Below are 13,756 nucleotides of genomic sequence, written 5' to 3' on the forward strand. Positions count from 1 at the left end.
ACGCAGATGTCACTTCCCGGCATGCGCCGCCTCGGCCTCGCGGCGTGCTGTGCGACGCTCGTGATCGCCCTCGGCGCATGCACGACGACCACCCGCCAGAGCGTCGACAGCCGTCCCGTCATGCGCAATTCCGCGCCCAGCACGATGAGCGAGCTGCGCATCGCCGACACCGCGCTCGATTCGGGCAATGTCGAACTTGCCACCTCGCTCTATGAAAAAGCCGTGCAGGCGGACCCGCACTCGGTCGCGGGCCTCACGGGTCTCGGCAACACGCTCTACACGGTCGGCGACTTCACGCGCGCGGGCGTCTACTACGATCGCGCCAGCAAGGCCGACGCGAACGCGACCGCGCCGCTCATCGGACTCGCGCGCGTCGCCATGCGTCAGCGCCGCTTCGACGACGCCATCTCGACCTACCGGCGTCTGCTCGCGCTGACGCCCGACGACCCGCTCGCCTCGGCCGGGCTCGGCGCCGCGCTCGACCTGAGCGGCGATCACACGGGCGCGCAGGCCGTGCTGCGCGAGGCGCTCAGGAAGAATGTCGGGGATCCGCTGCTCTCCGTGAATCTTGGCCTGTCGCTGACGCTCTCCGGCGATCCGCGCGAAGGCGCAAACGTGCTGCTCGACGTGACGCGCTTTCCCGCCGCGCCGCCGCAGGCGCGCCAGGACCTCGCGCTCGCCTACGGGCTGCTCGGTAACCGCGAAGCGGCCGCAGAAATCCTGTCGCGCGATCTGCCGAAGGCATCGGTCGAGGACAATCTCCGTTACTACGACATTCAGCGCGAACTGATGTCCCGGCCCACGTCCGCGCAGCCCGCGGCGCCGTCCGCGATTCCGACGGCCCAGATGCAGACGACGCGCCTCAAATGAAAGCCGCCGCGCGCCGCCTTCCACGACCGCCGGGCGTCGCGACGCGGATCCTGCGCGACGAGCGCGGCATCGCGTCGATCGAATTCGCGTTCGTCGCCGTTATCGCGGTCATCCTCATCATCGGCACGATCGAGATCGCGCTGGAAATGATCGTCGATGCATCGGTGCAGGCGGCCGCGCAGGCGGCGTCTCGTGTGGGCCTGACAACGACCGCGCCGAGCACGGGTAGCCGCGCCCAGGAGGCGCAGAGGATCGTCGAGACGATCCTGGGTGGATGGAGGAACGCAAACGCGACCATCACGGTCACCGAACTGAACTACGGCAGCTACGGCTACGGCAATGTCGCTAGCTCGACCTACACGCCGACGCAGGACATGGGCGGATACGGCGACGTGGTCGCCTACAACATACAGCTCAGGATGCCCGGCATCACCGGCATACCGGCGATGTTCGGCGTGAACGAACTGATCTTCGAGCGCAATTTCATCGTGCAGAACGAAAAATGAGAACGACCAGCGAAACGGTGCGATCGATCTGCCGGAAGCTCACCCGCGTGCTGCGCTCGGATCGCGGCAGCGTGTCCATCGAGTTCGTCATCATCGTGCCGCTCATGCTGCTCGTGATGCTCGGCTTCACCGAGGTCTACTTGTACATGCGCGCGGTCAGCGCGGTCGATCGTACGGCCTTCACGCTCGCCAATACCATCGGTCAGATGACCTCGATCATCGCCGACAACAACGATACCGCCGATGCGAACAGCTACGCCTCGCTGTGGCAGGACGCGTTGCTGCTCGCCGCACCGTATCAGTTGAAGGACAACGGCATGGTCTACGTGACCTTCGTGTGCGATCCGGATTCCAGCGGCAAATGCAAGGACATGGATAACTCCATGACGACCGTCACGCCGAAGGTCCAGTGGTCGGCATCTCCGCCTTCATGGACCAACAGCAAGAGCTCGGGCATGGCGTCGAGGATTTCGGGCACGAGTCCGTTGCCCGCTTCGTGGCCTTTTCGCACGGGAGATTCGGCGATCATCGTGGAAGTATTCATGTCGTACAACCCGTTCACCATGAGCTCCAAATTGATCTCGGGGCTGCCGGGCCAGCAGACCGTGTACCGCCGCGTGTATGTGCGGCCGCGTGCGCCGAGAGCGTTCTTCTGACGTTCGCGTGGTCACGGACGTCCACATGGAATTCAAACGCAAAGGGTTCAGGCTCATGACGATTTCGTCGACGCTGCGCGCATGCAGCCGGCTGCCGCAAAGCGCAGGGGGCAGCGTCGCGATGATGTTCGCGATGTGCGCGAGCACCATGATCGGGTCCATGTGCGTGGCGCTCGATGCGATCGACTACGTGATGACGCAGGGCCGCATGCAGATGGCGCTCGATGCCGCCACGTTGTCGGCGGGCGTCGATCTCCAGCGCTATGGCAACACGCCGACCGGCACGAGCCTCTCCAACTGGCAGAAGGACGCGCGTGCGTACTACGACGCGAACAGTCCTTCCGGCATGATGGGCTTCACCATGCCCGACGGGCAGTTTTCCGCGACCGTATCGGGCGCGCCCGCTACCGGACAGACCATCGCGCTGTCGGCGTCGGGATCGCTGCCCTTGCTTGCGCCGAAGATTCTCAGCAAGACATCCGGTGGCGACTCCGGCACGGGTTCCGGCGGCGGAACGGCACCGCCGGATACTTCGACGGTATCGGCAAACAACACAGCCCTGCGGCTGCCGCAGAGCACGCTCGAACTCGTCATGGTGCTCGACAACACCGGCTCCATGAGAGACCCCGCGAACGGCAAGTCCGGCGCGACCAAGATGAGCGGACTGCAGGCTGCGGCCAACTCGCTGATCGGCGACCTGCTGCCGGGCGGAAGCACTTCCACCAGCAAGAACTTCATCGGCCTGGTGCCGTTCGCGAGCACCGTCAACACCACGGGCGCCCTGCCGTCCGGCGGCAGCTGGCTCAGCGCGACGCTGCCGAGCTACAACACGAGCGGCGTGACGACGGGCGCGTGGAGCGGCTGCCCGATCGAGCCGCGCACCAGCGGCAATCTCTCGCCCGAGGCGTACTCGCCGCTCGACACGCGCAAGTTCCAGCGTTACTACTACAACGTGCCGACGAGCAAGCTCAAGGTGGTCACCTATAGTTCGTCGACGCGGTACAGCGCGTGCAATACGTCGGGCAGTTCGTCGTCGACCGTCTCGAACGTGCCATTCACCATCGGCTCGTCGGGGTCGGCGAACAAGTGCAACAGCCCGAGCGGCGGCACGGGCACCGGCATCGGCACCCAGTTCGACGAGACCAACACGACCGGGCAGAACCTGACGCAGAACTCCGGCTGCCTCGCCACCTCGATGACCTTCCTCACGCAGAACGCCACCACGCTCACCACGGCCGTCAGCAAGATGACGCCGTCGGGCTCGACGATCATTCCGGTCGGCCTTCTGTGGGGCTGGCGCATGCTGGAGCCGTCGTGGTCGCAGAACGTAGCCGGCACGAAGAACGGCTGGATTTCGTCCGACCCGAGTCTGCCGAAGCCCACCGACGGCTCCGTGCAGAATCTTCAACGCGTGATGATCGTCCTCACCGACGGCCTCAACCAGATCGGCGCGGCGGGCTCGATTCCCAACACGCTGTATTTCAACGGCCTTTCGGGCGTGGGCACCAACAGCCTGTCGGCGCCGACCGTGATCCGGGCCGACGGCACCACGATGTCGAACGCGCTCACGGACTCGTCGGAGCTGCACGGCGGCAGTCCCATCGACGCTTCGAGCGGCAACAACGCGGGTTATCCCGACGACGCCAACTCCTACCAGCAGGCGATCTGCACGGCAATCAAGGCGCGCGGCATCACGATCTATTCGATTACGTTCGGCGCATCGGCATCCAGCTCGAGCGCACAGGTCACGATGCAGAACTGCGCGAGCCCGGGCAACTATTACCACGCGCCGGACAATACGACGCTCGACAACATCTTTCAGCAGATCGCCGGCAATCTGGGCGTGCTGCGTCTCACGAAATGACAGCTACCGCTTCGCTTCGTCGAATGAAGGCATCTCGATGTCCTTGCTCGCCGAACGCAAGTCATCGCGCGCCTCCTGCGCGAGCTTTTCATAACGCTTGCGAAAAACGGTGAGTTCCTTTTCGTCGAGCTCTTCGAGATCGAGCAGCGCGTTATGCGCCTTGTCGATCGCGCGAATGAGCTCATCGAGCTTGATCTGCATCGCGGCGGTGTCGCGGTTCTGCGTGTTCTGAATCAGGAAGACCATGAGGAACGTGACGATCGTCGTGGACGTATTGATGACGAGCTGCCATGTGTCGCTGAAATGAAAGAGCGGCCCCGATGCGGCCCAGACGATGACGAGCACCACCGCGGTCACGAAGGTCGATGCGTGCCCCGCCACTTGCGCGAGCCCATTCGAGAACTTGAGGAACCAAGAAGTCTTCATTCGGCGTCTCCTGATGGTCGGGTTGAATGCGGTGGCACGGCCGCGGCTAGAATACCGCTTGTGAACAAGAAGCCCAAACCCGTCGATTTTCACGCGCCGTCCGAGATCGTCGCGCAACGCCTCATCGGCGCGATCGTGACCGTCGACGGTGTCGGCGGCCGCATCGTCGAAACGGAAGCCTATGACCGGGAAGATCCCGCCTCGCACAGCTTCTCCGGGCCGACGCCGCGCAACGCGGTCATGTTCGGGCCGCCCGCCCATGCCTATGTCTACCGTTCCTACGGCATTCACTGGTGCCTGAATTTCGTGTGCCGCGAGGCCGGCCACGGCGCCGGGGTGCTGATTCGCGCGATCGAGCCGCTCGTCGGCATCGACGAAATGCGTGCGCGGCGCGGACTGGAGCCGCTCAAGCTTCTATGCTCGGGGCCGGGCCGCGCCGCGCAGGCGCTCGGCATCACGCACCGGAACAACGGCATGTCGCTGCTCGAAGCGCCGTTTCATATCGAGCCGCCCGAGGAAGACTTCCCGATCGTGCACGGACCGCGCATCGGCATCACCAAGGCGATGGACGTACCCTGGCGTTTCGGGCTTGCCGGTTCGAAGTTCGTCAGCAAGCCCTTTCCCAAGGCGTGATGCGTCAGTCCGCCGGACGCAGTTTCTTCACTTCTTCATCCGATGGCTGCACGCTCGCGCCATCGACATAACGGAACGACGTCATCACGCCCTTGCCGTCCTTCAGGCCCGTCACACCGACATACGCGCCCATCGTCGATTGATTGTCCTGCTTGCGGTACGTGATCGGGCCGAACGGCGTATCGACGGGCAAGCCCTTGAATGCGGCGGCGAGCTTGTCGGCATCGGGTGAGCCGGCTTTCTTCAGGCCGTTGGCGATCGACATCATCGCGGTATAGCCCACGACCGAGCCCAGGCGCGGATAGTCGTGATACTTCGCCTCGTAGGCGGCGACGAATTTCTTGTTCTCCGGGGTATCGATCGAATACCACGGATAGCCCGTGACGATCCAGCCGACCGGCGCTTCCTTGCCGAGCGGATCGAGATAATCCGGCTCGCCCGTCAGCAGCGACACGACCGCGCGATCCTTGAAGAGTCCGCGCGTGTTGCCCTCGCGGACGAACTTGCCGAGGTCGGCGCTGAACAGCACGTTGAAGATGGCGTCGGGCTTTGCATCGGCGAGCGCTTGCGTCACCGCGCCCGCATCGACGTTGCCGAGCGGGGTCGCCTGCTCCGCGACGAATTCCACATCCGGCTGCGCCGCCTTCAGCAGGCGCTTGAACGTGGCCACAGCCGACTGGCCGTACTCGTAGTTCGGATAGACGAGCGCCCAGCGCTTCTTCCTGAGCTTCGCGGCTTCGGGCACGAGCATCGCGACCTGCATGTACGTCGACGGGCGCAGACGATACGTGTACTTGTTGCCGTCCTGCCAGACGATCTTGTCGGTGAGCGGCTCGGCCGCGAGGAAGAAGATGCGCCGTTGCTTCGCAAAGTCCGCAAGCGCGAGGCCCGTATTCGACAGATAACCGCCGAACAACAACTTCACCTGCTCGCGCGCGACGAGTTCTTGCGCGACCCGAACCGTATCGCCGGGATTGCCGTTGTCATCGCGCGAGACGACTTCGAGCTTGTTGCCATTGATGCCGCCCGCCGCGTTGATCTCGTCGAGCGCCAGATTCCAGCCGTTCTTGTACGGCAGAAGAAATGCAGGCTGTGCCTTGTAGCTATTGATCTCGCCGATCTTGATGGTGTCGGCGTGCGCGGCGAATGCGAGACTCGCTGCAATGGCGGCGAGGGTTAAGCGCAGTGGCGTCATCGGGTTCTGTCCTCTCTGTTTAGATTCGATTCGTTCATACGCCAAGGAATTCGCGGCGCGCGGCATCGTCGCGGGCGAATGCGTTCATCGCGCCTTCATGGCGTATCTGGCCTCTTTCCAGCACATATACGCGGTCGCTGACGAGTTCCGCGAAGTGCAGGTTCTGTTCCGACAAAAGAATCGCGAGCCCTTCGCGCTTCAGTTCGAGAATCATATCGGCCATCTGTTCCACGATGACGGGCGCGACACCCTCCGAGGGCTCGTCGAGCAACACGAGGCGCGGATTGCCCATCAGCGTGCGCGATACCGTAAGCATCTGCTGCTCACCGCCGCTCATGCGGCTCGCGCGGCGGCCGCGCATTTCGCCGAGATTCGGGAACACGCGAAAGAGCTTTTCTGGCGTCCACAAGGGCGCATCGTCGCGCGGCGGCTGGCGGCCTGTGTCGAGATTCTCCATCACGGTCAGCTCGCCGAAAACGCGCCGGTCTTCCGGCACATACCCCAAGCCCCGTCGCGCGATGCGATAAGGCGCCATGCCCGCGATGCTCTCGCCCATGAACGACACCGTGCCCGATACGCGCGGCAGGAGTCCCATCACCGCTTTCATCGTCGTGGATTTACCCGCGCCGTTTCGGCCCATCAACGCGACCACTTCGCCGCGACCGACTTCGAAGCCGACGTCGAACAGGATCTGCGCGCGGCCATAGAACGCGTTGAGCGCGTCGACTTTCAGCAGCGTCATGTGGCTGCCCCCGTCTTCAACGCCGTGCGCGGCGCGAACGATGCACCCGTGCCGAGATAGACCTCACGCACGCGCGCGTCGTTGCGGATGGCTTCGGCATCGCCTTCTGCGATGAGGCGGCCGCGCGCGAGCACGATGAGCTTGTCCGCATGCGAAAACACCACGTCCATGCTGTGCTCGGTGAACAGCACGCCGATGTCGCGCTCTTTCGCGAGGCGCGCGGTGAGCGCCATCAGTTCATTGCGTTCCTGCGGCGCCATGCCCGCGGTCGGTTCGTCCATCAGAAGCAGCTTTGGACGATTCGCAAGCGCGATCGCCAGTTCGACGCGCTTCACGTCGCCGTATGCAAGCACCGCGCAACTGCGCTGCGCGTGCGCCGTCATGCCGACGAGATCGAGCAAGGCCATCGCTTCGGTTTCGCTGAATGACGCGACGCGCCCGAAAAGACGATAGATGCGCCGCTCGCGCGACAGCAACGCCATCTGCACGTTTTCGAGCACGGTCATGGAATTGAAGGTCGCGGCGATCTGGAATGTGCGGCCCACGCCGAGACGCCAGATATCGCGCGGACGCATGCCCGCGATATCGCGGCCGTCGAAACGAATCGCGCCCGCGCCCGGCTTGAGCTGACCGTTGATCATGTTGAAGCACGTCGACTTGCCCGCGCCGTTCGGGCCGATCAGCGCGAGCAACTGCCCTGCCTGAAGGTCGAACGATACGTCGTCGACGGCCTGCACGCCGTCGAACGACTTCGACAGATGCGCGATCGAAAGCAGCGTCATTGCGCCTCCGGGAAGAAGCGCTCGCGCACGAAGCCTGCGATGCCCTGCGGAAACGCGATGACGAGCACGAGGATCGTGGCACCGAGCAGCGCCTGCCAGTAGTCGGTCTGACGCGCGACGCTATCCTGCAGCCAGGTGAACACGCTCGCGCCGACGATCGGGCCCGTGAGCGTCTGGATGCCGCCGAGCAGGACCATCACGAGGCCATCGACGGAACGGCCCACGCTGATCGCTTCGGGCGAGATGTTGCCTTTCGAGAACGCGTAAAGCGAGCCCGCGAGTCCGCAGATGAGAGCGGCGACGACGAACGCGGCCCATTGCACGCGCGCGACATCGATGCCGATCGCTTCGGCGCGCAACGGCGAATCGCGACCCGCGCGCATCGCGAGGCCGAGCGGCGAGAAGATCATGCGGCGCAGCAGCCACACGCCGATCACCGCGAACACGAGCGTGAGGTAATAGAACGCGACAGGCGACGCAAGCCACGGCGACGGCCAGATGCCCAGTATGCCGTTGCTCCCGCCCGTCACGGCGTCCCATTGATAGACGACGGACCAGACGATTTGCGCGAACGCGAGCGTGAGCATCGCGAGATAGACACCCGAGAGGCGCACGCAGAACCAGCCGAACACGATCGCGCCGATGCCCGCGATCAACGGACCGAGCACGAGCGCGGCTTCCATCGGCAGCGCGAATACTTTGAGAAACAGTGCCGCGCCGTATGCACCGAGACCGAAGTACGCCGCGTGACCGAACGAGTGCATGCCGCCCGGCCCCATGATGAAGTGCAGGCTCGCCGCGAACAGCACCGCGATCATGATCTCGACGAACAGCACGGGCATGTACGGGAAAGCATCGGCGGCGAGCGGCGCCAGCGCAAGCGCGGTTACAGCGACAGCCGCGGCGATATTCATGTTGCGCGTGGCGGGACGCAAAGGCCGGTCCGCGGGCGCGGCAGTTCGTGCGATCGCCTGTGCGCGGCCGAAAAGTCCCCACGGACGCAGCACGAGCACGACGGCCATCACGACGAACTCCGCGACGAGCGTGAACTTCGACAACGAAAAGTCGATGCCCGCGATCGACACATGCCCGATGCCGATGCACATCGCCTTGATCTCGGCGATCAATAGCGCCGCGACGAACGCGCCCGGAATCGAACCCATGCCGCCGACCACGACGACGACGAACGCATTGCCGATGGTTTCGATATCCAGCGACAGATTCGCCGACATGCGGGGCACCTGCAGCGCGCCGCCGAGCCCAGCGAGCATCGCGCCCACGAAAAACACGCCAGTGAAGAGCCACGCCTGATTGACGCCGAGCGCCCCGAGCATTTCACGATCCGCGCTGGCCGCGCGCACGAGCGTGCCCCAGCGCGTGCGCGTGAGCGCATACCACAGCGCGAGCAGCACGAGCGGCCCGATGACGATCAACGCGAGATCGTAAGCGGGCAGCGCATGATCGAGCATCTGCACCGCCCCTTCCAGATGCGGCGCGCGCGGGCCGAACAGATCTTCCGGTCCCCACAGATAGAGCGCCGCATCGCGAATGATCAGCACCAGCGCGAATGTGGCCAGCAGATGAAACAGTTCGGGCGCGCGATAGATGCGCCTGAGCACGCTCACTTCGATCGCCGCGCCGATCCCGCCGACGACAAGCGCAGCGCCCAGCACCGACGCCCAGAAGCCCGCGACGCTTTCGCCGAAGCGGCTCGTCAGGCTATACGCGACATACACGCCGAGCATGTAGAGCGAGCCATGCGCGAAGTTGACGATGCGCGTGACCCCGAAGATCAGGGAGAGACCCGACGCGACAAGAAAGAGCGCGCAGGCATCGGCGAGGCCGTTGACGAGTTGGACGAGCAGGTTGGAGAGCATCGGGCTCTGTGGGCCGCTGTGGGCGTATCGGCTGAAAGAGCCGACATTATCGATGAATTGGGCAACATGCTCCCTTCTCGGCAAAATCGCCACATGTGCGCCCAATGGAAAAAACGTATTGACGGCGTTTATGTCTTGTATATGCTCATTGAAGGGCAATTGTCGGCATCTGCAATCGCTCTGCAAATCAACTCGCCAAACGAGTCTTATCGTGAAAGTCCAAAGCCCTCTGGCACGTCGGAGCCGCGGCTCCTGCGCCGATCGCTGCGGCAAGCTTCCCGATCGCCGCTTCCTGTCGGTTCTGACTGTCCTCTCGCGCCGCTGCGTGCGGCGTCGCAACGCCGTTTCCGCTCGCGCGTTCATCGCCGTCCATTGCGTCGGCGCCGCTTCGCTGCTGCCGTAGCGCCTCTTCCGTTCTTCCCTTCCTGACTGACGGGTCCGCGCGCGTGCGTCTGCACGCGTGAATGCGCGCGCCTTCCTTCTTTGCGCCTTTGCGATGCATCGCGAAGGCCGTGGAAGCATGCGCGCCTTTAAAACACGAGAACGACAATGGAACGCATCGACGAATTTCTTCGAAAGCATCACATCACTGAAGTTGAAGCCATCATTCCCGACATGGCGGGCACCGCGCGCGGGAAGATCATTCCGCGCAGCAAGTTCGAATCGGGCGAATCGATGCGCCTGCCGCAAGCCGTGATGATCCAGACGGTGACGGGCGACTATCCCGTCGATGGCAGCTTCACCGGCGTCACCGATCCCGACATGGTGTGCGTGCCCGATCCCGCGACGATCCGCCTGATTCCGTGGGCCGTCGATCCCACGGCGCAAGTCATCCACGATTGCGTGCATTTCGACGGCACGCCCGTCGCAATTTCGCCGCGACGCGTGTTGCGTGAAGTGCTGCGGAAATTCGCCGCGAAAGGCTGGCGTCCTGTCGTCGGGCCGGAACTGGAATTCTTTCTCGTCGATATGAACCGCGATCCCGATCTGCCCTTGCAGCCGCCCGTGGGCAGAACCGGGCGCGCGGAAACGGGACGTCAGGCGTACTCGATCGATGCGGTCAACGAGTTCGATCCGCTCTTCGAAGACATCTACGCGTATTGCGAAGTGCAGGAACTCGAAGTGGATACGCTGATTCACGAAGTGGGTGCGGCGCAGATGGAAATCAACTTCATGCATGGCGATGCGCTCAATCTCGCGGACCGTGTGTTTCTCTTCAAGCGCACGGTGCGCGAGGCGGCGCTGCGTCACAAGATGTATGCGACCTTCATGGCGAAGCCGATGGAGAACGAGCCCGGCTCGGCGATGCATGTTCATCAGAGCGTGGTCGATGAAGACACCGGACGCAATCTCTTCACGAATCGAGAAGGCGAACCGACGGGCCTCTTCTATAGCTACGTCGCGGGCCTGCAGAAATACACGCCCGCGCTCATGCCGATTTTCGCGCCTTACATCAATTCGTATCGCAGGCTATCGCGCTTCATGGCCGCGCCCATCAACGTGCAATGGGGCTACGACAACCGCACCGTGGGATTTCGCGTGCCGCATGCGTCGCCGCAGGCGCGGCGCATCGAGAATCGCATACCGGGCGTGGACTGCAATCCTTATCTCGCGATCGCGGCGACACTGGCCGCGGGTTATCTCGGCATGACGCAGCATCTGGAGCCGACCGAGCCGCTCGCGAGCGACGGCTATCGCCAGCCGTATCAGTTGCCGCGCAATCTCGATGAGGGTCTCACGTTGATGGGTGCATGCGAGCCGCTCGCCGACATGTTCGGCGAGAAGTTCGTGCGCGCCTATCTCGCGTTGAAGGAGACCGAATACGAAGCGTTCTTCCGCGTGATCAGTTCGTGGGAACGCAAGCATCTGCTGCTGCACGTTTGAAGGAGACGACGACATGAACGATCGAATCGATTCGACGGCACATTACCGCGCGCTCGATGCCGCGCATCATCTGCATCCTTTCTCCGATATGAGCGCCCTCAATCGAACGGGCAGCCGCGTGATCGTACAGGCCGAGGGCGTGTATCTCCGGGACTCGGAGGGCAATCGCATCATCGATGGCATGGCCGGATTGTGGTGTGTGAACGTGGGCTATGGACGACGCGAACTCGCCGACGCCGCGATGAAGCAGATGCAGGAACTGCCCTACTACAACACCTTCTTCAAGACGACGCATCCGCCGGTGATCGAATTGTCCGCGCTGCTCGCGGCGCTCACGCCTGCGAAGTTCAATCGCTTTCTCTACTGCAACAGCGGCTCGGAAGCCAACGATACCGCGCTGCGCGCGGTGCATCGCTATTGGGCCGTGCAAGGCCGGCCGATGAAGCGTCATGTCATTGCGCGCACGAATGCGTATCACGGCTCGACCATCGCGGGCGCGACGCTCGGTGGCATGAATTACATGCACGAGCAGATGCCCTCGAAGATGGAGCATGTCGCGCATATCGGTCAGCCTTACTGGTTCGGCGAAGGCGGCGCAATGAGTGCGGAAGCGTTCGGCATCGCGCGTGCGCGTCAGCTCGAAGAAAAGATCCTCGAACTGGGCGCGGCGAACGTCGCAGCGTTCATCGGCGAGCCGTTTCAAGGCGCGGGCGGCGTCATCTTTCCGCCATCGAGCTACTGGCCTGAAATCGAACGCATCTGCCGCAAGCATGATGTGCTGCTGATCGCTGATGAGGTTATCGGCGGATTCGGGCGCACGGGCGAATGGTTCGCGCACGAGCATTTCGGTTTCGAGCCGGATGTCATCACGATGGCCAAAGGCCTCACGAGCGGCTATGTGCCGATGGGCGCGGTCGGGCTGTCGGATCGCATCGCGGATGCCATCGTGAACAGCGGCGAGTTCAATCACGGCTTCACGTATTCGGGGCATCCGGTTGCGGCCGCGGTCGCGGTGGCCAATCTGAAGCTGTTGCGCGACGAAGGCATCGTCGCGCACGTCAAGCACCATGCGGGGCCGTATTTCCAGAAGCGCCTGCGTGAGGCGTTAGGCGATCATCCGATCGTCGGCGAGATTGCGGGCGCGGGTCTCGTTGCGGGGATTCAGCTTGCCGAAGATCGTGCGACGAGGAAGCGCTTTTTGAATGGCGACGATATCGGCACGATATGCCGTGACTTCTGTTTCGCGGGCAATCTCGTGATGCGCGCGAGTCACGATCGGATGTTGTTGTCGCCGCCGCTCGTCGTCACGCACGACGAGATAGACGAGATAGTCGACAAAGCCAGAGCCGCGATCGACGCAACGGCGCGTCAAATCAGGAACGCCGCGTAGCGAAGTGGTCCGCCGCCATGTGCCTGAAGGCCGTGACGGCGGGATTGTCCTGATCGGAACGCCACGCCATGCTCATTTCGGCCTGCACGGTATTGCCGGCGATTTCCTGAACTCGACATTGTCGTAGTGAAATCGTTGCGATGACGCGGGCAGGATCGAAACGCCCAATCCCGCCCGAACGAGCGACAGAATGGTCGGCGTCTGATCGATGTATTGCGTGAAATGCGGCTTCACTTCATCGGCCACGAGCATGCTCACGATGCGGTCATGAAAGTATTTGCCGTGCGTGGGTGAATGCATGATGAAGGCCTGCTCGTTCAACTGCGCGAGTTCGAGTCGATCGAAGCGGCACAACGCGTGTCCCGCCGGCAGCGCGACGATCATCGGCTCACGGTCGACGAGAAGGAACTGCACTTTCTGCCGCGACGGCAGCGGCCGCATGAAGCCCAGATCGATTGCGTTTGCCTCGAAAGCCTCGATCTGCGCGACGGAAATCATTTCGAGCAGGACGACGTCGATATCCGGCAAATCCCGCTTCGCCGCGACGAGCAATTCGGGTATCAACTCATAGCCCGCGGCGCCCGTGAAGCCGATGCGCACGCGCCCGGTCTTGCCTTTGCTCGCACGACGCACCGTGCTTTCGGCCTGCTCGGAGAGATTGAGCAGGCGCGTCGCATCCGCGAGAAACACGCGCCCTTCCGTGGTCAGCCTGACCGTGCGCCCGACGCGCTCGAACAGCTTCACGCCGAGATTTTCTTCGAGCAGATGAATCTGCCTGGAAAGCGGCGGCTGTGTCATGTTGAGCAATGCGGCCGCGCGCCGGAAGTTCAGCTCCGTCGCGGCAGCGACGAAGCAACGCACTTGTCCGAGATCGAGCATTCGTAATCGACGTTGAAGTGATAGCCGATCATTATATGTTCGCCCCGGACGG

General features: G+C 63.3%; 12 protein-coding genes and 1 pseudogene. 7 read left to right on the top strand and 6 right to left on the bottom strand.

The features are described 5' to 3' along the window. The first annotated feature begins 6 nt into the window (after window positions 1–6). The 4 genes from NCR38_RS18655 to NCR38_RS18670 are packed head-to-tail and all read left to right on the top strand — an operon-like array spanning window position 7 to window position 3,896. The gene (locus tag NCR38_RS18655) at window positions 7–870 is read left to right on the top strand and encodes a lipopolysaccharide assembly protein LapB (protein ID WP_250477456.1); all 864 of its coding nucleotides are present in this window, start codon (window positions 7–9) and stop codon (window positions 868–870) included. After that, window positions 867–1,376 carry a TadE/TadG family type IV pilus assembly protein gene (locus tag NCR38_RS18660; protein ID WP_061118041.1) on the top strand — a complete coding sequence of 170 codons (510 nt, stop codon included), beginning with the start codon at window positions 867–869 and terminating at the stop codon, window positions 1,374–1,376. Before NCR38_RS18655 ends, NCR38_RS18660 begins: the two co-directional genes overlap by 4 nt. Continuing rightward, a complete protein-coding gene (locus NCR38_RS18665) occupies window positions 1,373–2,032 on the top strand; it encodes a TadE/TadG family type IV pilus assembly protein (protein ID WP_250477457.1) in 660 nt (219 codons plus the stop codon). The genes NCR38_RS18660 and NCR38_RS18665 overlap by 4 nt, the downstream gene beginning before the upstream one ends. A gap of 25 nt (window positions 2,033–2,057) precedes the next feature. After that, window positions 2,058–3,896 (top strand): VWA domain-containing protein, encoded by a 1,839-nt coding sequence (locus NCR38_RS18670; RefSeq protein WP_250477458.1) that lies wholly within the window; start codon window positions 2,058–2,060, stop codon window positions 3,894–3,896. Between the two features lie 3 nt (window positions 3,897–3,899). Here the strand turns inward: NCR38_RS18670 and NCR38_RS18675 are convergent, their stop codons facing one another. Beyond that, entirely contained in the window at window positions 3,900–4,322 is a 423-nt protein-coding gene (locus NCR38_RS18675; RefSeq protein ID WP_061118040.1) for a low affinity iron permease family protein, read from the bottom strand. Between the two features lie 60 nt (window positions 4,323–4,382). Between NCR38_RS18675 and NCR38_RS18680 the strand changes: the two genes are divergently transcribed. Then, on the top strand, window positions 4,383–4,955 hold the full coding sequence (locus tag NCR38_RS18680; protein ID WP_061118039.1) for a DNA-3-methyladenine glycosylase: 573 nt from the start codon (window positions 4,383–4,385) through the stop codon (window positions 4,953–4,955). Window positions 4,956–4,959: 4 nt separating this feature from the next. Here the strand turns inward: NCR38_RS18680 and NCR38_RS18685 are convergent, their stop codons facing one another. Genes NCR38_RS18685 through NCR38_RS18700 form a run of 4 tightly spaced genes read right to left on the bottom strand, consistent with a single transcriptional unit; the run spans window position 4,960 to window position 9,551 of the window. Then, window positions 4,960–6,150 (bottom strand): ABC transporter substrate-binding protein, encoded by a 1,191-nt coding sequence (locus NCR38_RS18685; RefSeq protein WP_061118038.1) that lies wholly within the window; start codon window positions 6,148–6,150, stop codon window positions 4,960–4,962. 34 nt (window positions 6,151–6,184) lie between these two features. Next, window positions 6,185–6,892, bottom strand: a complete 708-nt coding sequence (locus NCR38_RS18690; protein ID WP_061118037.1) for an ABC transporter ATP-binding protein — start codon at window positions 6,890–6,892, stop codon at window positions 6,185–6,187. Next, a complete protein-coding gene (locus NCR38_RS18695; RefSeq protein WP_061118036.1) occupies window positions 6,889–7,674 on the bottom strand; it encodes an ABC transporter ATP-binding protein in 786 nt (261 codons plus the stop codon). The genes NCR38_RS18690 and NCR38_RS18695 overlap by 4 nt, the downstream gene beginning before the upstream one ends. After that, window positions 7,671–9,551 carry an ABC transporter permease gene (locus NCR38_RS18700; protein WP_061118035.1) on the bottom strand — a complete coding sequence of 627 codons (1,881 nt, stop codon included), beginning with the start codon at window positions 9,549–9,551 and terminating at the stop codon, window positions 7,671–7,673. Before NCR38_RS18700 ends, NCR38_RS18695 begins: the two co-directional genes overlap by 4 nt. Window positions 9,552–10,100: 549 nt before the next feature. Here NCR38_RS18700 and NCR38_RS18710 point away from each other — a divergent pair. Both NCR38_RS18710 and NCR38_RS18715 read left to right on the top strand, forming a co-directional pair. Beyond that, complete coding sequence (locus NCR38_RS18710) at window positions 10,101–11,435, top strand: glutamine synthetase family protein (protein WP_061118033.1); 1,335 nt, start codon at window positions 10,101–10,103, stop codon at window positions 11,433–11,435. Between the two features lie 13 nt (window positions 11,436–11,448). Further along, a complete protein-coding gene (locus NCR38_RS18715) occupies window positions 11,449–12,825 on the top strand; it encodes an aspartate aminotransferase family protein (protein ID WP_061118032.1) in 1,377 nt (458 codons plus the stop codon). Here NCR38_RS18715 and NCR38_RS18720 read toward each other — a convergent pair. Continuing rightward, window positions 12,809–13,704: pseudogene (locus NCR38_RS18720) on the bottom strand (LysR family transcriptional regulator). The gene NCR38_RS18715 and the pseudogene NCR38_RS18720 overlap by 17 nt on opposite strands. Between the last annotated feature and the right edge of the window lie 52 nt (window positions 13,705–13,756).

Source organism: Caballeronia sp. INML1, from assembly GCF_023631085.1.
Taxonomy (GTDB): Bacteria; Pseudomonadota; Gammaproteobacteria; order Burkholderiales; family Burkholderiaceae; genus Caballeronia; species Caballeronia turbans.

What these genes read in the sequence shown, in the direction of transcription:
- NCR38_RS18655 (WP_250477456.1), top strand. Translation starts at nt 7, where the DNA reads ATGTCACTTCCCGGCATGCGCCGCCTCGGCCTCGCGGCGTGCTGTGCG.
- NCR38_RS18660 (WP_061118041.1), top strand. Translation starts at nt 867, where the DNA reads ATGAAAGCCGCCGCGCGCCGCCTTCCACGACCGCCGGGCGTCGCGACG.
- NCR38_RS18665 (WP_250477457.1), top strand. Translation starts at nt 1,373, where the DNA reads ATGAGAACGACCAGCGAAACGGTGCGATCGATCTGCCGGAAGCTCACC.
- NCR38_RS18670 (WP_250477458.1), top strand. Translation starts at nt 2,058, where the DNA reads ATGGAATTCAAACGCAAAGGGTTCAGGCTCATGACGATTTCGTCGACG.
- NCR38_RS18675 (WP_061118040.1), bottom strand. Translation starts at nt 4,322, where the DNA reads ATGAAGACTTCTTGGTTCCTCAAGTTCTCGAATGGGCTCGCGCAAGTG.
- NCR38_RS18685 (WP_061118038.1), bottom strand. Translation starts at nt 6,150, where the DNA reads ATGACGCCACTGCGCTTAACCCTCGCCGCCATTGCAGCGAGTCTCGCA.
- NCR38_RS18690 (WP_061118037.1), bottom strand. Translation starts at nt 6,892, where the DNA reads ATGACGCTGCTGAAAGTCGACGCGCTCAACGCGTTCTATGGCCGCGCG.
- NCR38_RS18695 (WP_061118036.1), bottom strand. Translation starts at nt 7,674, where the DNA reads ATGACGCTGCTTTCGATCGCGCATCTGTCGAAGTCGTTCGACGGCGTG.
- NCR38_RS18700 (WP_061118035.1), bottom strand. Translation starts at nt 9,551, where the DNA reads ATGCTCTCCAACCTGCTCGTCCAACTCGTCAACGGCCTCGCCGATGCC.
- NCR38_RS18710 (WP_061118033.1), top strand. Translation starts at nt 10,101, where the DNA reads ATGGAACGCATCGACGAATTTCTTCGAAAGCATCACATCACTGAAGTT.
- NCR38_RS18715 (WP_061118032.1), top strand. Translation starts at nt 11,449, where the DNA reads ATGAACGATCGAATCGATTCGACGGCACATTACCGCGCGCTCGATGCC.